Source organism: Prosthecobacter sp. (assembly GCF_044227185.1).
Lineage (GTDB): Bacteria > Verrucomicrobiota > Verrucomicrobiia > Verrucomicrobiales > Verrucomicrobiaceae > Prosthecobacter.
Genome location: NZ_JBGAFO010000003.1, coordinates 59,455 through 80,844 on the forward strand (window position 1 = coordinate 59,455; position 21,390 = coordinate 80,844).

A 21,390-nucleotide genomic window follows, 5' to 3' on the forward strand; every position below is an offset into this window, starting at 1 on the left:
GGAAGCCCGCGCGGCCTTTTTTTATGGCGCGCCCGGCAGTGCGCAGTCCACAAGAATCGGGCGGGTATCATTCCTGGTTGGTAAGAAGATACGCAATTTCCAAGTTGTCGAACCAGCCTCGGTAGAGACGCAGCATGCGTGCCCTGACTGCATTGATAAAAGGAATCACTTTCTCCAGTTTGTCGATGTCCCGTTCGCGGATTGAAAATGCATCACATTCACCCAAGTCTTCAATTAAGCTGGCGTCTCGGTCTTCCTGGGTGGTGATGGATTTGTTGGCTTCTTCGTCACTTTTACTGCGATTCGCTTCAAGCGGCCATGCCCTAAGGTTGCCAACCGTGTTCAGCCAGTGGGCGCATACAGATTTAAATGTCTGGTTGCGCCTTCTATAGAGAACAGCCGAGGGAAGAATGTGATCGTAATCCCAGGGACGATCATGGCCGTCCCATATGTCAACGCACGAAGGGTCGTACCCGGCAAAAGCCCTGTTCATGAAATCCTTTTGGGCGTACAACAACAGGGGCTTGCAGTGAAGAAGTGTGTGCATGAAGGGCCAGAGTTCTTTTTCAGCAAGCGCTCTTTCAGCGGGATCCTTCCGATTCCCGACAAAGTAGTTCCAAAAGCTCCATTCGCGCAGGCTGTCTTCATTTGAGTGATCAAACGCTGGCAGGTGTTTGCCGGCTACATCTTCAGGGGCTAAAACGCGCAAAATGCCTGAAGTGCCAGGGGCGAAGATGCCGCGAAACGTTGTGGGCAGGAGCCCCTTTTCGTTGATTGATTTGAGGATGTGTCGTGCAGCCGTACCTGAATCAGTGCCGAACCAATGCAGCACGGTTGCGACACCTAGAATGCGCTTGGTCAGTTCCGTGCCAGGAGGAATCTGCGGGCTTTTACGATGTGTCTGAGCCATCTGAAGCAAAAGCAGGTAAACATCCGGATCAGCGCGGGCCAGGGCAGAGCGGAGCACTGGCGGCATGCCAATCTTGTTTTCCTCGCCATACAACAGCCATTCGTCCACTTGCCGGAGGTTTAGATGCAAGTCTGCGTCCTGGGTCAATCCGTCGTGCGATTGTTCCGATGCGATGCCGAGATAACGTTTCAGGCGTTCATTCTCACCACTGATTTGCACGCCCAGATCTCTGATCTGTGGAATGCTCAGAGGGGAGGCAAATGCGGGCTTGTCAGACAGTGACATTTTTGCCGCACGAATTCCCAAGGTTGCAAGACGCCACCCCGGCATGGGAAGGAATGAGTTTCCATTCCGATCTCTTATTTTTCCGAAGGATGTCTCAATGGCCGGCCAATAGGCTTTGATCATTGAGAAGAGAAGCTCTTCACCACGAAGAACTGTGCCAGCACTGTTCAAGCGTTGGAAGAGGTGTTCTACGTTGTGAATTCCCTCTTTGCCGACCTGCATTGTCTTTTCCCGAGAGTCTTCACCCAGCAGCACATCTTGCGGAGTCTCCAGGGCAATCAGACGAAAATCACAAGCTTTTTGCAGCCCATGGAACAGATCAGAGAGATGGGGGATGTGCTCAATGCCACTCACATGCTTCCGGATGATATCGCCTGCTTGCAGAGCCCATTTACCAGGCTGTTTGTCCGACAGTTCCAGTGATCTCAAAACTTCCTCCCAAAAAAAATGCTCTTCTCGTTTGGAGAATGCCGCCTTTGTGAGCCACGAAAATGGAATCGGAAGTTTGCAATGATACGGCCACGATGCAGTGAGAGGCGGACGTTTGCGGTTATGCGGCAAATCGTTCTTCTGGTGGGTAGCTTGGTAATGGCCATTCAATGCAGACCGAACGGCTGCAACTCCGATGAATTTTGTTTCGTCGTCCAATGTATAGCCCCACGGGTGCGCGGTCGTGAGCATGCGAAGAACAAATTTTCGTGTCGAATCTCGGGGTGTTTCAGGTTGAAGGTCAATCCAGAGGCTCGCCGGTGGCTCCTGCCCGTTGATGAGTTTAGTTGCGTCAAAAAATCCCAGCGCGATTGCATTGCAGCGTTGCTGACCGTCCAGCAAATAGTGTGTCACATCCTGGTCCTCCCAGCCTCCTCCATGCTTTCCACTATGGTGATGCTGCCCTTCAAACTTTCGGCAGACCACAAGCGATCCGATCGGAAAGCCACGAAGTATTGAATCCCATAGCATCTCTACCTGCCCAGGTTTCCAAACGGCTCCGCGTTGCAGTGAAGGAATGGCGGCGACGATGCCTGGTCGATGATTTCCATCCGGATTTTTCCGGGAGGTCGCTTCAGAGATTGATGGGAGGTCAGAAAATTGCCAGGCAGCAATGTCATATAACGAGAGAGAGTGGGATGATGTGGTTTTAGGCATAGTCGGTGCGGCAAATAATATTTTAAATGGTCAAGGGGTATGCCCGTTGGAAGGTATGTGCTTAATGGAAGGCATCTATGCAGATGCCAGTGTTATTCATCAGAGTTTCGAAGGTGGTAACTCCCAAATGCTGCATCATCGCCAGCATGACCCGGCCGGCGGCCACGGCGTCAGACTTTGCTTCATGATGATGGAAAGTGTGCCCAATGCGGGCGGCCAGGGTATTGAGCCGGTGGTTTGGCATCTCAGGCCAGACGGCTCTCGCGAGGCGGCAGGTGCAGAGATAACGAAAGGAAGGGCAAGGAAGCTGAAAATGCAGGAGGGTTTGCTCCAGCACGCTCATGTCAAAACTCGCGTTGTGAGCGATGACAATGTCGGCCTGGACAAGGCGGGGGATGATCTCGGATGCGACAGCTGGAAATTCGGGCGCGTCCTTCACACTGAACCAGTTCAGCCCATGGATGTCCTGCGTCCACTCTGGCAAAAAGAAGCCGTGCCCTTTGGGCGGCTTGATCAGCCAGCTCTTTGATTCGACGAGCTGATCGTCTTCAAACAAAGCGATGCCTGCGGAGCAGGCGCTGATGCGGCTGTAGTTGGCGGTTTCAAAATCCAGGCTGACGATTTTCATGACTCGACGGATCAATGCTGTGCTGGACTGTCATGTCAGGCAGAAAAGCCGATTCGTGGTTTCCGGGCCTCGCAGGTTTCCGGGTCGGCAAAAATCTCCGCCAGTGAGTAGTCGCACGCGGTCGGAAGCGAGCGGCCGAGATTTGCCGCGAGGAGGCTGGCGTGTTCGCGGCTCAGGCGCGGGAAGACGCGATGGGTGATGAGTCGTCCGGGGCGCAGCAGGGCCTGGTCGATGTCGGTGGCGCGGCCGTTGATGGTGCAGAGGATTTGCAGGCGGAGGAAATCGGCGAGCATGCCATCGGTCAGATTGAGGATGGCGCTGACCTGTTCACGATTGTCCGCACCACGAGCCATGAGCGCTGCGTCGCTGTCCTCCAGGATCACGGCGAACTGCTTGTCCTGATACCTACGGCGCTGATCGGCCCAGAAGCCGATGAAATTGGGGTCGGAAAGCACCCGCAACGTGGAGGCCGGGATGAAGTAGAAGCGGTGGGACTCCCGCAGCACGCCCATGAGATGGCGTAGGTACGAAGTCTTGCCCGTGCCGGGCGGGCCTTCGAGGATGGCGAGACCGTTTTTCCGCGTGGTGAGGCGTTGAACGAAATCGCGATGCCAGACTACCGTCGCTTCGGTATAGTGCAGGGTGAAGATCTCGTCAGAAAGCAGGCTCTCAGCAGCGAGCGGGACGTTCACGCGACCGATGTCCTTGTCCACTCGGATCAAAGAGTAGGAGCCTGCTTCTGGCTCGGGAGGACGGGCATAATTTTTCGCAAACTGACGCACGACGGCCTCCGCTTCGGCGGCAGAGCTGGCGTAGCCTTCAAGGCGGTTTTCGTCTGCATAGAGCAACGAAAGCGTGGAAAACTGGAAGGTCAGGTCATCCCAGAGCGGTTTGTTCTGGTCGAACTGCTTGTGAGAGCGCAGCAGAGAACCTGTGTTTTCCGCAGCTGCGCGTTCCAAATCCCAGTGCCCGTTCATGCGGAAGCGGTGCATGGAGCCACCGCCAAAGGCGGCAAGCACCGGAGTGTGAGGGCCGCGATAGGTCGGAGCAAAAGAGTCTGTTTCAGCGTTGCCGCAGACGACGAATGAGTGTGGTGATGAATGGGGGGCTTCGTTCATGCTGGAACGAATGGCTGGGAACCTGGATGGGACGAGGAGCGGTTTTGTCCTCAATCTTTGTCCGCATCATGCCCAGCGCGAAACTCCTGCCGCAGCCGCCGCAGGGTGCGATCACTGGTGTTGGGAGAAAGGCCCAGTTCCTTTACGAGGAACGCATGTCGTGCTTCCCCATGCAGATCGAGCTTGGCGGCTCTGGTGACGAGTTTTTCCAACTTTTGAGCCATCTGACGCCTCTGTTCACGGCCTTCTTTGATGGCGGCACCCTGCCGTTGGCGTGCCCGCGCACGATGTAGGCGGGCGACTTCGTTCCAGCGGATGTCGCGCTTGGGATCGAAAGACCAGTAGGCCGGAATCACGATCATGGTGGCAAACGGCGTCAGGTTCACCGCCAGTTTGAGCAGCAGGGGGGCATCATGCTGCATGCCGTAAAGGTGCCAGCGCATGCAGAAGGCATCAAAGGCCGTTTGGAATGCCGCCTGCTTTCCGGGCCTGCGCCCTGGCCAATCCAGGCGGAGATTTCTTTCGATCCCCATGGTGCGGCGCAGTACGCCCTTGCCGTCAGCATAACGGCTGGGTTTGAAAGCGGCCTTGAGCCGGGTCCAGTCGTCGTTGAATTGTGGGTCGGCTTTCAATTCTGCCTCCCGTTGCGCGTATTTGGCAGAGGGGCCTGTCACATGCTCATAGAATCCGCGCTGAACCTCATGTTCATGGCGAGCCACGATTTCACAAGCCTGTTTGTCCGGCGGAGCGGGAAGAAGATCGACCAGCAGCCGTTGCTGTTCTGTGAGAGATTTGCAGCTGCGCCAGGAGCTGAGAGCGGCTCTAAGCGCATCGCCTATCTCAATAGGCCAGAGGGTGATCGGGGCCAGCAGCCAGTCGTGCAGCTTGCGCAAACGGTCTCCATCAGACCCTTTAAGATAACGAGAAAGGCGATGATAGGCGCGCAAGGCCTCCTCTGACCAGCGTCGTGGCGCATAGGCGCGCTGGTCGAGGAGCTTGAGATCTTCCTTGAGGCTGGAACATGACTGCACGCTGTGAAAACACCCCGGCTGGCCGAATCGTCAAGGCTTCTCATTCCCGGGGGCGCGGGAAGGGGTGGTGCGTTGCACGAATCATGTTTCTCCATGGCATTTTTCTGCCAGCTATTCCTGCTCCGTGCGTTAGAGTAACACCCGACCTCATCATGTCTGAAATGCGCTTCAATCCCATCACGCTCGACTGGGTCGTCATGGCTCCGGAGCGTGCGCTCAGGCCGGATGATTTCGTTCGTGCGGCGGAGAAACTGGTGAGACCGCAGCACCGCGACGGCTGCCCCTTCTGCACCGGCAATGAGGCGCTGACTCCGGCGGAGATCGCGCGGACGAGCGCTGCGGACGGCTCCTGGCTGGTGCGTGTGGTGCCCAACAAATACTCCGTCTTCAATGCCGCGCAGGACTTGCAGCGGAAGAAGAACGGCATCTTTCGCTCCATGGCCGCGGCCGGAGTGCATGAGGTGGTGGTGGAGCACCCGCGGCATGACGTGGACATCTGTGACATGTCCGCGGAGCATCTGACGCTGGTGCTGCGGATGTACCGGGAGCGCTACCAGGCGCTGCGCAGCCATCCGCTGGTGGAGAGCATCGTGATTTTTAAAAACCAGGGGCAGCGGGCGGGCAGCTCGTTGGAGCATTCGCATTCGCAGGTCATGGCGGCGCCTGTTTTGTCCTCCCAGGTCATCATGCGGCTGCAGGAGGCGCGGCGCTTTCATGAGCTGGAAGGCGGCTGCCTTTATTGCGCGGTGATGCGTGAGGAAATGCTGGCGGAGGAGCGCATCATCGAGACCGGGGCCTCGTTCGTGGCCTTCATGCCGTATGCCGCGCTTTCTCCCTACCACACCTGGATTTTTCCGTGCCAGCACCAGACGGCGTTTGATGAGATCAGCGATGAGGAAATCGTGGAGCTGGCCGGCATGCTGAGCCGGCTGCTGCGCCGCCTGAAAGCCGCGGCGGGCGCTCCGGACTACAACATCACCATCCGCTCCGCGCCGGTGGGGGAGGTGTCTTCGGGTTGCTTCCACTGGTATCTTTCCGTCGTCTCGCGCATCTCCCAGCTCGCGGGGTTTGAGCTGGGCAGCGGCACCTACATCAACAGCATGCGGCCGGAGCGCTGCGCGGAGAGGCTGCGTGAAGTGGCGCTGTAGCCGCCCCATGGACCTCAACGAGGCACCAGCCATGTGCGCGCGAGGCGGTCATGCAGACCACGGCCGCGTGTGGCGATGACGGCGACGCCAAATGCTACGGACAGGACAAGCAGCGCGCTCAGGCTGAGGCTCTGCGCCATGTCATGACCGCCCGGACTCTGCAGCAGCGGAGCGAGGTAGATGAAAATGACGGGTGTCAGAAGCACAGGCGCCCAGGCGATGAAGCTGCGCCAGAGCATGCGGAGCCGTGAAGCATCCGCGCCCTGGTTTGTGACCACGGCAATGCCGAGAATGTGCATGAGCAGGCCGCCGCGAAAGACAAAGGCGCAGAAGAGGCACAGCACGGCCGTGATAAGGAGGTACACGCACATCACGGAGGCGGTGATGAAATCAACAGCATGATGTTTGCCTTCGAAGCTGAGCTCCCTGGCACGCTCCGCCACGCGGGTGTCCAGCAGAGGCCGCAGCAGCGCCGCGGCCCGGGCCACTTCATCCGGCGTAGGCTGCGGGTGGTCTTTCACCATCTTTTCCAGCGCGGCGCGCAGGTGGGGAGGAAGGATGCTTTTTGCAATGGGGCCGTCCCACTGCTGCGGATCGCGCACGATGGGGCCGTAGGTGCCCGCGAGGTAGGTCTCCATGGCGGCCCTGGCCTGGGCCACCGGAACGTTTTCCAGTCCCGGCTGCTGCTCGCCTTTGAGCATGGACTCGTAAGACATGAGGCAGCCGCGGATGGCGGAGAAGGCCGGGTTTTTTGCCGCCCAGGCATGGTAGAAGGACATGCCCATGGCCATGAAAGCCGTGAGAAACAGCGAAGGTGCCAGGGTGCCGATGAACAACGAAAAGCGCCGCCAGCGCGAAACCTCCGCCGGCTGCTGCGTCAAGGTTTGAAATTGGGCGGCAATGGTGCGCAGATCGGCGATGCGGAGGAGGCCGTGCAAAGTCCGGCGTGCGGGAAGAGGCACCGGCGCGGTGATGACGGCGGTGTGCCCTGGCTTTTGAGAAGGGTCGAGCGCAGCGGAGGCGACTTCATGCAGAAAGGCCTGCGGAGTGGCGGCTGGGCCGGCAGAAGGCGGGATGCTGCCGGGAGCCGGGAAGTCAAACAGCTTGGCACGGCCATCCGAGGTGATCCAGACGCGGTCCAGCGCGAGCGTGTTCGGAAGCGAGCCAGAGCGGGTGGCGGCGTCCAGTTCAGCGGCGAGATCGTGCAGCCAGTGCCGCACCACGCGCCAGGGCTGCGGTGTGGTGACGAGCTGCGTCAGTGGCGTGCCGCCCACGGCTTCGTAGGCATCCCAGGATTCAGTTTCACCGCGCTCACCCTGCAGCCAGCGCAGGCGGCGGGGGCGTGCGATGTTGCGCAGCGTCTGTGAAACCGGCGGCGAGCCAGCGGGTGTCTGACGGATCCACACCTGGCGCAGCAGCCGCGTGTCGTAGCCGCGCAGCACCACCTGGTCTCCCCAGTCTGCCAGCGTGGCGATGACATGGAAGGGGCCGATCTTGCGCATGCCCTCCGTGGTGGTGACGGCATCCTCCGCGTGCGGCATGGCGACGCGCGGCTGGTACGCGGCTTTCTGAATCACGCGTGTGCCGGTCCAGAGGTCGTGCAGTCCAGCAAAGCCGTTCTGACGCCGCGCGGTGACGAAGAACAGCAGGAAGAACAGGATCTGAACAAACAGCCACACGTAGCTCCAGGTGGTGATCTGAGTGGGATCCACCATCCTGTAGCGGAAGATTTCGATGAGCATGACCGCCTGCAGCAGAAGCGAACGCAGGAAGGCGCGCGGAATGCCCGGCGCGCTGCGGTCGAGCCTGGCCACGCGCAAGCCCAGCAGCGCCTTGCCGGCGGAGGCGCCCCAGATGCCCTCGGTGACGCCGAAGTATACATGCCGCGCGATAAACATTCCCGCCATGAGCCAGTGAAAGCCCGGGGAGCGGAGAATCTGAGGGTTCAGATAATCCATGGGTGAGCTCAGAAAAAACAGCGGGGCCAGGACATTCGCCACACTCAGGATGAGATGATCGATCACCGCCGCGGCAAAGCGCAGGCCCAGTGTGGCGGGCGTGGGCGCGATGGAGGCATAGGGCCGCAGCGCCTGCTGAAGCTCCTGATAGCTGCCGAAACGCTCGGTCGGCTGCTTGTTCAGACAACGCAGCACGATGCGCGCGAGGCCCTTTGGAATGTCAGGCCGGAACTGTGCGGGAGAGGGAGCCGGTTTCTCCAGCGAGTTCGCCAGAAGCTGCACCATGTTTTTGCCTTCAAAAGGTGTGCGGCCGGTGAGCAGGTAAAACAGCGTGACGCCCACAGAGTACATGTCCGAGCGCACGTTCAGTTCCTCGCCGCGCAACTGTTCCGGCGAGCAAAACGCTGGGGTGCCGAGGAAGGTGCCCTCAAGTGTTTGCATGGAGTCACCCCGGCCTGCGGTGGAGATGGATAGGCCGAAGTCGCCGATCTTCACGGTTCCATCGAGGTCCTCGAAGCAGTTCGCGGGTTTGATGTCGCGGTGAAGAATGCCGACGCTGTGCGCGGCTTCGAGGCCGGCGATGATTTGCAGCACGGCGTCCACCGCTCCGCCCACGGGCAGCGGGCCGCCGCGCTGGATGCGGTCCTGCAAGGTGCCGCCCGCGATGAGCTCCATGGCAATGACGGGCGTGTCATCGATCTCCTCGGTGCCGAAAACATACACGCTGTTCGGGTGATTGATGGAGGCGGCGAGGCGTCCTTCGCGCAGGAAACGGGTGCGCGCGTCCGGCGAGTCGAGCTGATGGCTCAGCACCTTCAGAGCGACGCGCCTTCCGCTTTCCAGATGCTCCGCGGCATACACCGCGCCCATGCCGCCGCGACCCAGCTCATGCTCGATGCGGTAGCCGCCAAACACCTCGCCAGAGCGTGGCAGGGCATGAGGTTTGGGCTGCGCCATGATCATCGTGGCGCCGGGATCTGTGGGCAGCGCGCCGCTCATCAGACATGCGGGACAGAGGGAGGCGGGCGCATCAGCAGGCAGGGAGGCGCCGCAGCGTGGGCAGGTTTGGGCAGGAGTCATGGTGAGCGGATGTTTGAGTTCACTGACTTCCTGAAAGTTTCCGGCAGGCGGGTTACAAAAAAATTTCAGCTCCGCAGGACCGCCACCAGGTGCCGCATTTCCGCATCGATTTCCGCAGGTGAATCCACCGTTTCCGCGATCTCTGCGTGCAGCACTTCGCGATAGCGCTGACGCAGACGATGGACAGCCACCTTCAGCGCGCCCTCGCTCATGCCGAGCTGCTGCGCGAGCTGCCCGCGCTCAGGGCCCGCCCCGCTCAGCGTGCCTTTGAGCAGCTCGAAGGTTTCCGCGTCTCCCTTCGCGGCGAATTCAGCGCGCAGCGTTTCCATCGCACGGGAGAGGAGCTCCATGGCCCAGCGGCGGTCATACAAAGTCTCGGCATCAGACTGCTCCGCGGGCTCCAGGGCGTAGCGCGCCTCCGCGTCCAGCGCATCCCATTCCACCAGCTTCTGACCCCCGCCCCGCTTTTGCGTCTGCGCACGGTGCCAGTCGTTGGCGAGGAAATTTTTCAGAGCACCGAGAAGATAGGAGCGAAATTTTCCGCGTGCGGGATCGGCGGCGGCCTGGGTTTCCAGCAGCGAAAGAAAAAACGCCTGCGTGAGATCCTGCGCATCGTGCGGGGCATGGCCGCGGCGGCGCACAAAGGCGTAAAGCGGGTACCAGTAGTCCCGGCAGAGCGCGGACATGGCCTGCTGCATGCGGGAAGGATCGCCACCCTGCTGGGCGGCAAGCACCAGACTCCAGCGTGTGGTGTGAAACTCGCGCGCGCCAGGGGCGATGGAGTCGTTCATACGGCTTCATAGCATGGCCTGCACGCGCAGCACAAGCCGTTCGCCCAGGATTTGTTATTTTTTTGAATCCAGCGGAATTGCACAGGCGCAATACGGGGCGTGAAAAGCGACAATCCTGTCATTCAGCCTCAGCGGCGCAGCTTCCTCTGGCATTTTGCCGTGATGCTCCGGCAGTGGCATGACTCCGACTACCGGCCGCCGGGCTGGCAGGGAGATGACAAGCTGACGGATGGCATCGACTGGCGGCGCTGCATTCCCTTCATCGTGCTGCATCTGGGCTGCCTTTTGGTGCTGTGGGTGGGCTTCAGCTGGGCGGCGCTGGTGGCGGCGCTGCTGCTGTATGCGGTGCGCATGTTTGCCATCACAGCTTTTTACCATCGCTACTTTTCGCACCGGAGCTACCGCACCTCGCGCTGGATGCAGTTCCTCTTTGCGGTGCTGGGAAACACCTCCTGCCAGCGCGGTGCGCTGTGGTGGGCCTCCGTGCACCGGCACCACCACCAGCACTCGGATGAGACGCCTGATGTGCACTCTCCCCGCATGCGCGGCTTTCTGTGGTCCCACATTGGCTGGCTGACGAGCCCCAAAAACTTCCCCACGGACTACAGCCGCATCCGCGATCTGGAGAAATTTCCCGAGCTGGTGTTTCTCAACCGCCACGACCAGCTGGTGCCGATACTGTATGCTGCTCTGCTCTGGTATGCAGGGTCTTGGATGGAAAAGCACATGCCGGGCATGGGAACCAACGGTCCGCAGATGTTGGTATGGGGCTTTTTCATCAGCACGGTGCTGCTGCTGCATGCCACCTTTTTCATCAACTCTCTGGCCCATGTGTTTGGCTCCCGCCGCTTCAAGACAGAAGATGACAGCCGCAACAGCCTGCTGCTCGCACTGCTGACTCTGGGAGAGGGCTGGCACAACAACCATCACCGCTACGCCGGCTCCGCACGGCAGGGCTTTTACTGGTGGGAGATCGACATCTCCTACTACGTGCTCAAGCTGCTGTCATGGACCGGCCTGATCTGGGACCTCAAGGTGGTGCCCGCGAGCGTGTACCGTGAGGCGCAGCAGCTCAAACTTTCTGACGGGAGGAATCCAGCATGAGCCGCCCGCGTCTTGCCATCGTCGGCACCGGGGTCGCAGGCCTGGGCTGCGCGCATTTCCTGCACCCTCACTTTGATCTCACCATCTTTGAGCAGAACGACTACGCAGGTGGCCACACCAATACGGTGACGGTGCGGGAAGACGGGCGCGAGCTGCCGGTGGACACGGGCTTCATGGTCTTCAACCACGTGACCTACCCGCTGCTGACCCGCCTCTTCAAGGAGCTGGACGTGGCCACCAAGCCGACCTCCATGTCTTTCAGCGTCACGCATCTGCCGAGCGGCATCGAATACAATGGCACCTCGCTGAACCATCTCTTTGGTCAGCGGCGCAATCTGATCCGCCCGCGCTTCTGGCGTTTCATGCTGCAGATCAACCGCTTCAACGCCGAGGCGGTGGCCGCGCTGGACGACGCACGCTACGCACGCATGACCCTGCGCGAGTATGTGGAGGCGCGGGGCTACGGCTCCGATTTCCTCAACATCTACATCATCCCTATGAGCTCCGCCGTGTGGTCCACGCCGCCGGAGCTGATGCTGGAATTCCCCGCACTCACGCTCATCCGGTTCTGGCACAACCACGGCTTCCTCGGCCTGCACACGCAGCATCCGTGGTGGACGGTGACGGATGGCGCGCGCTCGTATGTGAAGAAGCTCACCGTGCCCTTCCGGGACCGCATTCGTCTCGGCTCTCCGGTGGTGCGTGTGGAGCGGGGCGCCGACGGCGTGAAGGTTTACCCGCGCGATGGCGCCGCAGAGACCTTTGACAAGGTCGTCTTTGCCAGCCATGCCGACCAGACCCTGCGCATGCTGGCGCAGCCAACCGAGCGCGAGAGCGCGCTGCTCGGCTGCTTCAAATACCAGCCCAACATCGCCACGCTGCATACCGATGAGCGCTTCATGCCGCGCACGAAGAAATGCTGGGCCTCATGGAACTACCGCATCCGTGAGGGTGCGGACGGCGGCATCGAGCCGAGTACTCATTACTGGATGAACAGCCTGCAGGGCGTGTCTGACAAGACGAACTACTTTGTGGCCATCAATGCGGCGGATGAGATTGCGCCGGAGAAGGTGCTCAAGCGCATCAACTACGAGCACCCACTCTTTGATCTGGCCGCCATTGATGCACAGAAACAGCTTCCCGAGCTCAACCGAATTTCGCCCGACCAAAGCACCTACTTCTGCGGCAGCTACTTCCGCTACGGCTTCCACGAGGACGCCTTTGGTTCGGCGGTGGCCCTGTGCCGCGATCTCCTCGGAAGGGAACCCTGGTAATGCCTGACTCATCCGCCATCTACGAATGCAAGGTCATGCACCACCGGCTGCAGCCCAAGGTGCATCGGTTCAACTACAACGTTTTCTATCTCTGGCTGGATCTCGACGAGATCGACAGCCTCTCCAGCAGGCTGCGCTTCTTCAGCCGCAACCGCTTCAATCTCTTCTCGTTTTTCGACCGCGATCATCTTGATCTCGGTGCGGAGGGTGTGAAGGCCAACATCCTGCGCTACCTGGCGGAGAACGGCGTGGACACCACACGCATCGCCAGCATCCGCCTGCTCACCTTTCCCCGTGTGCTGGGCTACATCTTCAATCCGGTGTGCTTCTACTACGCCTATGATGCCGACGGTCAGCCGGTGTGCGCCGTGGCCGAAGTGACCAACACCTTCCACGAGCAGAAGCCCTACATTCTGAAGACGGTCGAGGATGCGCAGCGCTTCCGCCTCGTCACACCCAAGCACTTTTATGTGTCGCCCTTCTTCGCGCTGGATCTGAGCTTTGATTTCAAGCTGCGGCTCCCGGATGGAAAGCTGGAGATCCACATCGATGACCGGCAGAAAGATGATCGTGTGCTGCTTACCTCGCTCACTGGCAGCCGCAGATCGCTCACGGATGCCACGCTGCTGCTGTGTGCGGTGAAGTATCCGCTGCTGACCCTGCGCGTCATCTTTCTCATTCACTGGCATGCGCTGCTGCTGTGGATCAAGCGCATCCCCTGGCATCGGAAGACGGCCAATGCCGCGCTGCAGCTCGGAGTGCTGCGGCCCCACGCATCCATTTCACCCGGAAAATCATGAACGACACCATCACCTGCGACACTCCTCTCCTGGTATCCAATGCGGCGGCAGCCAAGCCAGGCTTCTACGAGCGGCTCTTCATGCTTTCGCTCAAGCCCTTCGTGCATGGCGGTATGCGCCTGGTGCATCCGGATGGCCGGGCGCAGATGCTGGGAGCTCCCGGTGCGCCGATAACTGCCGAGATCCGAATCCGCAGACGCGAGTTTTTCAAACACTGCGTGCTGTTTGGCAACGTGGGCTTTGGCGAGGCCTACGTGGAGGGCGACTGGGATACCGACGACATCGCAGCGGTGATCGAGTGGTTCATCCTCAATCTCTCCAAAACCCAGGGCGGGAGCTCCTCCTCCAGCAAGGTGGCGTTTGTGAACCTGCTCAATGTCGTGAACCGCGTGCATCATCTGCTGCGGCCCAACAGCGTGACCACCAGCCGTCGGAACATCTCCGAGCACTACGATCTGGGGAATGAATTCTACTCCCTCTGGCTGGATGAGACGATGACTTACTCCGCCGCACGCTTTGAGCATCCGGGCCAGCCGCTGGCGGAGGCGCAGCACTCCAAGTATGAGGCGCTCTGCCAGAAGCTGCAGCTCAAGCCGGGAGACCACGTGCTGGAAATCGGCTGTGGATGGGGTGGCTTTTCCTGCCATGCGGCGAAACATCATGGCTGCCGTGTCACGGCGGTGACGATCTCGCAGGAGCAGCACAAGTACGCCACCGAGCGCGTCGCGCGCGAGGGGCTGGCAGACCGGGTGGAAATCCGCCTGCAGGACTACCGCCACATCACAGGCCAGTTCGACAAGATCGCGTCCATCGAAATGCTGGAGGCCGTGGGTGACAAATATCTGGAGACCTACTTCGCCAAATGCGCCGAGGTGCTGAAGCCCGAGGGGCTGCTGGCCTTTCAGATGATCACCGTGGCCGACTGCCAGCACAAGAACCTGCGCAAAGGCGTGGACTGGATCCAGAAGCACATCTTCCCCGGCTCGCTGCTGCTCAGCGTCGGCCGTGTGAATGAGGCCATCAACCGCACCAGCGAGATGTTCATGCACGGCCTGGAGGATCTCGGCGCCTCGTATGCGAAGACGCTGCGCCTGTGGTTTGAGCGCTTCAATGCCAAGGCCGCCGAGGTCAAGGCGCTGGGCTTTGACGAGCGCTTCATGCGCAAGTGGAACTACTATCTGCAGTACTGCGAGGCCGCCTTTGCCACGCGGAACATCAGCGTGGTGCAGGCCGTGTACACCCGCCCGAACAACACCACTCTTCACCGTTCCTTCTAGAACCATGATCTGGTTTTTTCGAGTATTTTTCAGCATCGTTCTGGTGTCCATGCTCGGAGTCACGAGCTGGGCCTCGACCCAGTGTGCGCTGTGGGCTCTGCCCGGCTCTGTGGGAAGTCATCCGTGGTTCATCGCCACGCTGTTTGATACCTACTGGGCCTTCCTCACTTTTTACTGCTGGCTGGCGTATAAGGAGCGCTCGTGGCTGTCCCGCCTCGGCTGGCTGGTTGGCGTTCTCCTTCTCGGAAACATCGCCATGGCCGTTTACATGCTCATCCTGCTCTTCTGTGTGCCCGCCACAGCGCGCATGGAGGACATCCTCCTCCGCAAGGCATGAATGACCCCGTTCAGCACGAATCTCTGTGGCGCCGCTGGGTGGTGAAGCCGGTGGTGGCGCAACTGAAGCAAGGGACGACACCGTCCAAGATCGCGCAGGCCATCGCGTTTGGAGTGACGGCAGGGGTGTTCCCGCTGCTGGGCACCACGACGGTACTCGGGCTGGGACTTGGCGTTTGGCTGAAGCTCAATCAGCCGGTGCTCCAGGTGTTTCTTCAATTGGTGTATCCGGTACAGCTCGCCACCATTCTGCTCTTCATGCGCGCTGGTGAGTCGTTGTTTGGTGCGGAACATGTGCCGCTTTCCATTTCCATGATGATGGAGCGCTTCTTTACTGGGCCGTGGCAGTTCATGAAGGACTTTGGCATGATCGGTCTCTACGGCGTGGTGGTGTGGCTGCTGCTGGCGCCTGTGCTCATCGCGTCGGTTTATTTCATCAGCAGGCCCTTCGTGGAGAAACTGCACGAACACATCCGCCTCCCCCATCATGACACATGACTTTTGGTTTCTGACCGCCGTAGGTACGGCGGTGGCCGTGGGCCTCTTTGCCCTCACCTGGCTGCTGAGCCTCAAGCTGGACAATTTCAGCTTTGTGGATGTGACGTGGTCTTACGCGCTCGCCGTGGTGGCACCGCTCTATGCGTCGCTGGCAGGTGGCGGGTGGACGCAGCGCAAGATCATCGCCGTGACGATGGCGGTGGTGTGGAGCGTGCGTCTGGGCACCTACCTTTTCTTCCGCGTCAAACGCCACCATCCGCATGAAGACGTGCGCTACGCGGTGCTGCGCGAAAAATGGCGCGATGCCCTGGCGCGCAATTTCTTCTTTTTCTTCCAGGCCCAGGCCGTGCTCATCGTGCTGCTGGCAGTGCCCGTGCTGCTGGCCTGCCTGAACCCAGCGCCGCAGCTCAACGTCATCGAAATCGCCGGCGCGCTGCTGTGGCTGACCGGCATCTCCGGAGAAGCCCTTAGCGATGCGCAAATGCAGCGCTTCAAGGCGGACCCCGCCAGCAAGGGCAAGGTCTGCCAGGTGGGTCTGTGGCGCTACTCGCGGCATCCGAATTACTTTTTTGAGTCCGTGGTGTGGTGGGGCTTCTGGCTCTTTGCCTGCGGCTCGCCCTGGGGCTGGGTCACGCTGTACGCGCCGCTGCTCATGCTCCACTTTCTGCTGCGCGTCACCGGCATCCCGCTCACGGAAGAGTGCGCGGTGAAGAGCAAGGGAGACACCTACCGCGAATACCAGCGCACCACGAGCGCCTTTGTGCCGTGGCCGCCAAAAAACTGAATCCAATTTCCCCAACAGATCGCATAACCCGTCACACGCATGAGCACCATCAACGCCATCCTCGCCAGGAACATCCTCCCAGATCCCATGATCCGTCTGGGTATCCGTCAGAGGCTGGCGGAGACGCTGCGGGAAAACAAGCAGCCCACTGCTGAGGCCCAGCGCGCCGCGCTCATGCGCTACGTGCAGGATCTCAAGCAGATGCCCGTGGCCATCGCCACGGATGAGGCGAATGAGCAGCACTACGAGGTGCCCACGCGCTTCTACCAGCTCGTGCTGGGCAAGCATCTCAAATACAGCTCCGGCTACTGGCCGGATGAAAACACGACCTTTGATGAGTCCGAGGCCGCCATGCTGAAGCGCACCTGCGAGCGCGCGGAACTGCAGGATGGGCAGCGCATCCTGGAACTCGGCTGCGGCTGGGGATCGCTCTCGCTGTGGATGGCGGAGCATTATCCCAATGCGCAGATCACCAGCGTTTCGAACTCGCGCACGCAGAAGCTTTTCATCGATGCCGAGGCGGAGAAGCGCGGGCTGAAAAACCTCACCATCATCACCGCCAACATGGTGCACTTCCCGGGTGTGGGAGACGGCATCTTCGACCGCTGCGTGTCGGTGGAGATGTTTGAGCACATGAAAAACTACCAGGAGCTGCTGCGCCGCGTCTCCACCTGGCTCAAGCCGCGCGGCAAGCTCTTCGTGCACATCTTCACGCACCGCGAGTACGCCTACCACTATGAGGTGCGCAGCGATGACGACTGGATGGCCAAGTACTTTTTCACCGGCGGCCAGATGCCCAGCGACGACTTGCTGCTCTACTTCCAGGACGATCTCAAAATCGAGGATCACTGGTGCGTCAGCGGTCAGCATTATTCCAAAACAAGCGAGGCCTGGCTGGCCAACATGGACGCGCACAAGGCGGAGATCCTGCCTCTCTTTGCCGAGACCTACGGCAAAGACGAGGTGACCAAGTGGTGGGTCTGGTGGCGCCTCTTCTTTCTGGCCTGCGCCGAGCTTTGGGGCTATCGCGGCGGCGAGGAATGGATCGTTTCCCATTATCGTTTTATCAAGCCATGAGAACCTTCCTGACAATCGGCTTTGTTTTGCTGACCGGGCTCGCGTTTGCCGGCTTCCCCGAACTGGTGAAGCAGGGAGATGAGTATGATGGGCAGTTCAAGCCTGAGGCTGCGCTTCAGTATTATCTGCCCGCCGAAAAGCTGAACCCAAATGACGCTGCGCTGCTGGTGAAGATCGCACGACAGTATGTGTACCGCATGGCGGATCTGTCTTCCAAGGATGAACAGCTCAAGTCAGGACGGACTGCGCTCGCGTACGCAGAGCGCGCGGTGAAGCTGGCTCCAAAGGAATCTGACCCGCACCTCGCAGTCGCCATCTGTCTTGGCAAGCTCTCCCCGCTGCTCGGCAACAAGGAGGGCATCGAGGCCTCTTACAAAATCAAAACGGAGGCGGAGACGGCGGCGAAGCTCAATCCCAAAGATGACTTTGCGTGGCATCTGCTGGGCCGCTGGAACCAGGAGCTGGCGCAGATCGGCGGCATGACGCGCGCCCTGGCAAAAATCGTCTATGGCGCCTTGCCCAACGCATCGTACAACGAGTCGGTGAAGTGTTTTCAGAAAGCCATCGCGCTTAATCCAGGACGTCTTATTCACTGCGTCGAGCTTGGCCGAACGTTCGCATTGATGGGGCGCAAGGAAGAGGCGCGGAAATACATTGAGAAAGGACTCGCGATGAAGAACCGCGACCGCGACGATCCGGAGACCAAGGAGCGTGGAAGGAAGACTTTGGAGTCGCTCGACTGAGCATTCCCTTCAATGGCCCGCTTTCGCGGCCTCGCTTTCCACCTCAGGCAGAAACACCGTCAGCAGGCCCAGCAGGGGCAGGAAAGCGCAGAAGTGGAAGACGAAGTTGATGCCCTCATGGTCGGCCAGTTTTCCCAGCACCGCTGAGCCGATGCCCGCGATGCCGAAGGCCAGGCCAAAAAACAGCCCCGCGATCATGCCCACCTTTCCAGGCATCAGCTCCTGCGCATACACCAGGATGGCGGAGAAGGCGGAGGCCAGAATCAGCCCGATGATGACCGTCAGCACCGCCGTGAGCCACAGGCCTGCATGCGGCAGCCACAGGGAGAAAGGCGCGGCGCCCAGAATGGAAAACCAGATGACGCGCTTGCGCCCGATGCGGTCGCCCACCGGCCCGCCCACGATGGTGCCCACCGCCACGGCAAAGAGGAACAAAAACAGATAATACTGGGAGGTTTGCACGGAGACGTGAAATCGCTCCATGAGGTAAAAGGTGTAGTAGTTGCTCAGGCTTACGAGGTACACGTATTTGGAAAAGATCAGCACCACCAGGATGGCCATGGCGGAGGCCACGCGGCGGGAGGATGGATGCGGGCGTGCGGCAGTGGATGAGCGCGCAGGCTTGCGCTGGATGCGGTACAGATTCCGCGCCTGCCACAGGCCGATCTGCCACAGCACGGCCACGCCCAGCAGCGCGACGATGGAAAACCACGAGAGTGCCGCCTGCCCGTGCGGCACGATGAACCACGCCGCCAGCAGCGGTCCGATGGAGGAGCCCGCATTTCCACCCACCTGAAACAGCGACTGCGCCAGCCCCCGCCGCCTGCCCGCCGCCATGTGGGCGATGCGAGATGCCTCCGGATGAAAGATGGCAGAGCCTGAGCCGACGAGACCCGAAGCAAAGAGGATGGCGGGGAAGCTCTGCGCCTTGGAAAGCGCCAGCAGGCCCGTCAGAGTCAGACCCATGCCCACCGGCAGTGAGTAGGGCAGAGGGCGTTTGTCGGTGATGTAGCCCACCAGCGGCTGCAGCAGCGAAGCGGTGACCTGAAAGGTCAGCGTGATAAGCCCGAGTTGTGTGAAGGTGAGTCCATACGAATCCTTGAGCACAGGATAAATGGCGGGCAGCAGGGCCTGTATGGTGTCATTCAGCATGTGGGAAAAGCTGATGGCAAACAGCAGCGCAAAGACCGTCTGCTTCGCATTCTCAGCGGCGCTGCTGCCTTCGCGCGCATGCGGTGGCTGGTCCTCCGTCATGGTGTCATGCCTCGCTTGCTCTCCTTCGTACGCTTTCATGGATCTGCTCAAATGGTCCTCTCTGGTCTGATGTGGAAAAAGGTTACGCCGTGCACCCGCGGGAAGACGTGCGTACAAAAAAGAGAGGCTGTCTCCAGCCTCTCTTCGTGAGTCTTCGTGTTGTGAGGCGGATTACGCCAGCGCTGCCGCCACGGCTTCGCCGGTGATGCCCAGCTTCTTGAAGACCTGGTCTCCGGGAGCGCTGATGCCGAAGCGGTCGATTCCGATGATCTGGCCTTCGCAGCCCACGTACTTCCACCACAGGGCGGAGACGCCGGCCTCGATGGCGATGCGCTTCTTGCAGGAGCATGGCAGCACTTCTTTGCGATATTCTTCGGACTGGCGGTCAAAGAGTTCAAAGCAGGGCATGCTGACGACGCGGACGCCGGGCTTGCCCTTGGCGCCTGCCACGGCGTGCTGCACTTCGGAGCCGGTGGCGAGCACGATGGCTTCCAGCGGAGCGGTTTCTTTCACGAGGATGTAGCCGCCCTTGAGCGTGCCTTCGCGGCGGGTGGCGGCGCTGGCGGAACCCTGGTGCGGCAGGTCCTGGCGGCTCAGCGCGAGAAGCGTGGGGCCGTCATTGCGGCTGAAGGCTGCGGCGAAGGCGGCTGCAGCTTCTTCGGCATCGCCGGGGCGGATGACGTCTAGATTCGGGATGACGCGCAGGCCGCTCACGGTTTCCACCGGCTGGTGGGTCGGGCCGTCTTCACCCACGCCCACGGAGTCGTGCGTGAAGATGTAGGTCACAGGCAGGCGGGAGAGCGCAGCGAGGCGGATGCTCGGGCGGCAATAGTCGGCAAAGACGAGGAACGTCGCTCCGCTGGCCAGGAAAAGGCCGTCGTAGGCCATGCCATTGCAGATGGCGGCCATGGCGTGCTCACGGATGCCGAACCAGATGTTGCGGCCGGTGGGATTCGTGGGACCGAAGTCGCCACCGTCCTTGATGTAGTTCTTGGTGGAGCCGAAGAGGTCGGCGCTGCCGGTGACGAGGTAGGGGATCGCCTTGGCCAGATGGTTCAGGATCTCGCCGCCGCTGTTGCGCGTGGCGGCCTTGCCCTCGGCCGGGTATTCAGGAATGAGCTTCAGCAGGTCGGCGGCGGTCTGCTTGTGCGCACGGGCGGCGTCGAGCTGCTTGGCCAGTTCTGGATTGGCAGCGCTCCAGGCAAGGAAGACCTTGTTCCACTCGCCGTGGATGGCGGCGCGCTTGTTCTTCAGATCGGCGAAGTAAGCCTTCGTTTCGTCGCTCACGTAGAAGTGGGTGCCCTCAGGCAGGCCCAGGCCCTTCTTGGCGGAATCGACGAATTTCGCGCCACCTTCTCCGTGGGCCTTGGCAGTGCCGGCCACTTCGGGGATGCCTTTGCCGATGAGCGTGCGGGCGATGATGATCTTGGGCTTCTCGTTGTTGTTCTTCTTGGCGGTTTCGAGGGCGGAGAGGATGGCGTCGAGATCATTGCCGGGAATGGTCACGGCATCCCAGCCCATGGCGGTGTAGATGGCCGCGGTGTCTTCGTCCTGTGTGACCTTCGCCATGGCGTCCAGCGTCACATCGTTGGAGTCATAGATGAGGATGAGGTTGTCCAGCTTGTTGTGTCCGGCGAAGGCCACGGCCTCGCGTGCCACGCCTTCCTGCAGGCAGCCGTCGCCAGCGAGGACGATGACGTGATTGTCCAAAATCTTGTGCTCGGCGGTGTTATACTTCGCCGCAGCCATCTTGCCGCTGAGGGCAAAGCCCACCGCATTGCCGATGCCCTGGCCCAGCGGGCCTGTGGTGCACTCCACGCCCACGGTCTCAAAGGACTCCGGGTGGCCCGGCGTGTGGCTGCCCATCACGCGGAATTTGGACACCTCATCGATGGAAAGGTCATACCCGCTGAGATGCAGCCAGGAGTAGAGAAACATGGAGCCGTGGCCGGCGCTGAGGATGAAGCGGTCGCGGTTCAGCCATTTCGGATCGGCGGGGTCGCACTGGAGACTCTGGCCGAAAAGCACGGCACCGATTTCGGCGCAGCCGAGGGGCAGGCCGAGGTGGCCGGAGGAGCACTTGTGCACGGCATCCATGGCGAGACCACGGGCTTCGTTGGCAGCTTGAGCGAGGAGGGTTTTGTTCAT

General features: G+C 60.6%; 18 protein-coding genes. 10 read left to right on the plus strand and 8 right to left on the minus strand.

The annotated features are described in order from the left end of the window. Positions 1-67: 67 nt before the first annotated feature. From ACILSQ_RS07935 to ACILSQ_RS07950, 4 genes are all read right to left on the minus strand, one after another. On the minus strand, positions 68-2,341 hold the full coding sequence (locus tag ACILSQ_RS07935; protein WP_395743063.1) for a DUF262 domain-containing protein: 2,274 nt from the start codon (positions 2,339-2,341) through the stop codon (positions 68-70). 61 nt (positions 2,342-2,402) lie between these two features. Next, positions 2,403-2,969 carry a 3'-5' exonuclease gene (locus ACILSQ_RS07940; protein WP_395743064.1) on the minus strand — a complete coding sequence of 189 codons (567 nt, stop codon included), beginning with the start codon at positions 2,967-2,969 and terminating at the stop codon, positions 2,403-2,405. Positions 2,970-3,004: 35 nt separating this feature from the next. Further along, the gene (locus ACILSQ_RS07945; RefSeq protein WP_395743065.1) at positions 3,005-4,087 is read right to left on the minus strand and encodes an AAA family ATPase; all 1,083 of its coding nucleotides are present in this window, start codon (positions 4,085-4,087) and stop codon (positions 3,005-3,007) included. A gap of 50 nt (positions 4,088-4,137) precedes the next feature. Beyond that, complete coding sequence (locus ACILSQ_RS07950) at positions 4,138-5,118, minus strand: hypothetical protein (protein ID WP_395743066.1); 981 nt, start codon at positions 5,116-5,118, stop codon at positions 4,138-4,140. A gap of 152 nt (positions 5,119-5,270) precedes the next feature. Between ACILSQ_RS07950 and galT the strand changes: the two genes are divergently transcribed. Further along, positions 5,271-6,266, plus strand: a complete 996-nt coding sequence (gene galT / locus ACILSQ_RS07955) for a galactose-1-phosphate uridylyltransferase (protein ID WP_395743067.1) — start codon at positions 5,271-5,273, stop codon at positions 6,264-6,266. A 14-nt stretch (positions 6,267-6,280) separates the two neighbouring features. Here galT and ACILSQ_RS07960 read toward each other — a convergent pair whose 3' ends face one another. Then, complete coding sequence (locus ACILSQ_RS07960; protein WP_395743068.1) at positions 6,281-9,304, minus strand: protein kinase domain-containing protein; 3,024 nt, start codon at positions 9,302-9,304, stop codon at positions 6,281-6,283. 65 nt (positions 9,305-9,369) lie between these two features. Further along, complete coding sequence (locus ACILSQ_RS07965) at positions 9,370-10,095, minus strand: RNA polymerase sigma factor (RefSeq protein WP_395743069.1); 726 nt, start codon at positions 10,093-10,095, stop codon at positions 9,370-9,372. Between the two features lie 162 nt (positions 10,096-10,257). Here ACILSQ_RS07965 and ACILSQ_RS07970 point away from each other — a divergent pair, with 162 nt between their 5' ends. The 9 genes from ACILSQ_RS07970 to ACILSQ_RS08010 are packed head-to-tail and all read left to right on the plus strand — an operon-like array spanning position 10,258 to position 17,988. After that, entirely contained in the window at positions 10,258-11,199 is a 942-nt protein-coding gene (locus ACILSQ_RS07970; protein WP_395743583.1) for an acyl-CoA desaturase, read from the plus strand. Then, positions 11,196-12,473: an NAD(P)/FAD-dependent oxidoreductase gene (locus ACILSQ_RS07975; RefSeq protein ID WP_395743070.1), complete on the plus strand. Its 1,278-nt coding sequence runs from the start codon at positions 11,196-11,198 to the stop codon at positions 12,471-12,473. The genes ACILSQ_RS07970 and ACILSQ_RS07975 overlap by 4 nt, the downstream gene beginning before the upstream one ends. After that, positions 12,473-13,273 carry a DUF1365 domain-containing protein gene (locus tag ACILSQ_RS07980; protein ID WP_395743071.1) on the plus strand — a complete coding sequence of 267 codons (801 nt, stop codon included), beginning with the start codon at positions 12,473-12,475 and terminating at the stop codon, positions 13,271-13,273. Before ACILSQ_RS07975 ends, ACILSQ_RS07980 begins: the two co-directional genes overlap by 1 nt. After that, positions 13,270-14,550: a class I SAM-dependent methyltransferase gene (locus tag ACILSQ_RS07985; protein ID WP_395743072.1), complete on the plus strand. Its 1,281-nt coding sequence runs from the start codon at positions 13,270-13,272 to the stop codon at positions 14,548-14,550. The genes ACILSQ_RS07980 and ACILSQ_RS07985 overlap by 4 nt, the downstream gene beginning before the upstream one ends. A 4-nt stretch (positions 14,551-14,554) precedes the next feature. After that, entirely contained in the window at positions 14,555-14,887 is a 333-nt protein-coding gene (locus ACILSQ_RS07990) for a DUF1475 family protein (protein WP_395743073.1), read from the plus strand. Beyond that, the gene (locus ACILSQ_RS07995) at positions 14,884-15,384 is read left to right on the plus strand and encodes a DUF2062 domain-containing protein (RefSeq protein WP_395743074.1); all 501 of its coding nucleotides are present in this window, start codon (positions 14,884-14,886) and stop codon (positions 15,382-15,384) included. Before ACILSQ_RS07990 ends, ACILSQ_RS07995 begins: the two co-directional genes overlap by 4 nt. Beyond that, entirely contained in the window at positions 15,374-16,168 is a 795-nt protein-coding gene (locus ACILSQ_RS08000; RefSeq protein WP_395743075.1) for a DUF1295 domain-containing protein, read from the plus strand. The genes ACILSQ_RS07995 and ACILSQ_RS08000 overlap by 11 nt, the downstream gene beginning before the upstream one ends. A gap of 39 nt (positions 16,169-16,207) precedes the next feature. Then, positions 16,208-17,245, plus strand: coding sequence for an SAM-dependent methyltransferase (locus ACILSQ_RS08005; protein WP_395743076.1), 1,038 nt, complete (start codon positions 16,208-16,210; stop codon positions 17,243-17,245). Then, entirely contained in the window at positions 17,242-17,988 is a 747-nt protein-coding gene (locus tag ACILSQ_RS08010) for a hypothetical protein (protein ID WP_395743077.1), read from the plus strand. The genes ACILSQ_RS08005 and ACILSQ_RS08010 overlap by 4 nt, the downstream gene beginning before the upstream one ends. 9 nt (positions 17,989-17,997) lie before the next feature. Here the strand turns inward: ACILSQ_RS08010 and ACILSQ_RS08015 are convergent, their stop codons facing one another. Then, the gene (locus ACILSQ_RS08015) at positions 17,998-19,242 is read right to left on the minus strand and encodes an MFS transporter (protein WP_395743584.1); all 1,245 of its coding nucleotides are present in this window, start codon (positions 19,240-19,242) and stop codon (positions 17,998-18,000) included. 171 nt (positions 19,243-19,413) lie between these two features. Continuing rightward, entirely contained in the window at positions 19,414-21,390 is a 1,977-nt protein-coding gene (tkt, locus tag ACILSQ_RS08020) for a transketolase (protein WP_395743078.1), read from the minus strand.

Bases quoted from the DNA above. Each gene is read 5' to 3' on its own strand.
- galT (WP_395743067.1), top strand. From the start codon at position 5,271: ATGTCTGAAATGCGCTTCAATCCCATCACGCTCGACTGGGTCGTCATG.
- ACILSQ_RS08000 (WP_395743075.1), top strand. From the start codon at position 15,374: ATGACACATGACTTTTGGTTTCTGACCGCCGTAGGTACGGCGGTGGCC.
- ACILSQ_RS07960 (WP_395743068.1), bottom strand. From the start codon at position 9,304: ATGACTCCTGCCCAAACCTGCCCACGCTGCGGCGCCTCCCTGCCTGCT.
- ACILSQ_RS07975 (WP_395743070.1), top strand. From the start codon at position 11,196: ATGAGCCGCCCGCGTCTTGCCATCGTCGGCACCGGGGTCGCAGGCCTG.
- ACILSQ_RS07970 (WP_395743583.1), top strand. From the start codon at position 10,258: ATGCTCCGGCAGTGGCATGACTCCGACTACCGGCCGCCGGGCTGGCAG.
- ACILSQ_RS07965 (WP_395743069.1), bottom strand. From the start codon at position 10,095: ATGAACGACTCCATCGCCCCTGGCGCGCGCGAGTTTCACACCACACGC.
- ACILSQ_RS07980 (WP_395743071.1), top strand. From the start codon at position 12,473: ATGCCTGACTCATCCGCCATCTACGAATGCAAGGTCATGCACCACCGG.
- ACILSQ_RS07995 (WP_395743074.1), top strand. From the start codon at position 14,884: ATGAATGACCCCGTTCAGCACGAATCTCTGTGGCGCCGCTGGGTGGTG.
- ACILSQ_RS08015 (WP_395743584.1), bottom strand. From the start codon at position 19,242: ATGACGGAGGACCAGCCACCGCATGCGCGCGAAGGCAGCAGCGCCGCT.
- ACILSQ_RS07935 (WP_395743063.1), bottom strand. From the start codon at position 2,341: ATGCCTAAAACCACATCATCCCACTCTCTCTCGTTATATGACATTGCT.
- ACILSQ_RS07985 (WP_395743072.1), top strand. From the start codon at position 13,270: ATGAACGACACCATCACCTGCGACACTCCTCTCCTGGTATCCAATGCG.
- tkt (WP_395743078.1), bottom strand. From the start codon at position 21,390: ATGAACAAAACCCTCCTCGCTCAAGCTGCCAACGAAGCCCGTGGTCTC.
- ACILSQ_RS07990 (WP_395743073.1), top strand. From the start codon at position 14,555: ATGATCTGGTTTTTTCGAGTATTTTTCAGCATCGTTCTGGTGTCCATG.
- ACILSQ_RS08010 (WP_395743077.1), top strand. From the start codon at position 17,242: ATGAGAACCTTCCTGACAATCGGCTTTGTTTTGCTGACCGGGCTCGCG.
- ACILSQ_RS08005 (WP_395743076.1), top strand. From the start codon at position 16,208: ATGAGCACCATCAACGCCATCCTCGCCAGGAACATCCTCCCAGATCCC.
- ACILSQ_RS07940 (WP_395743064.1), bottom strand. From the start codon at position 2,969: ATGAAAATCGTCAGCCTGGATTTTGAAACCGCCAACTACAGCCGCATC.
- ACILSQ_RS07945 (WP_395743065.1), bottom strand. From the start codon at position 4,087: ATGAACGAAGCCCCCCATTCATCACCACACTCATTCGTCGTCTGCGGC.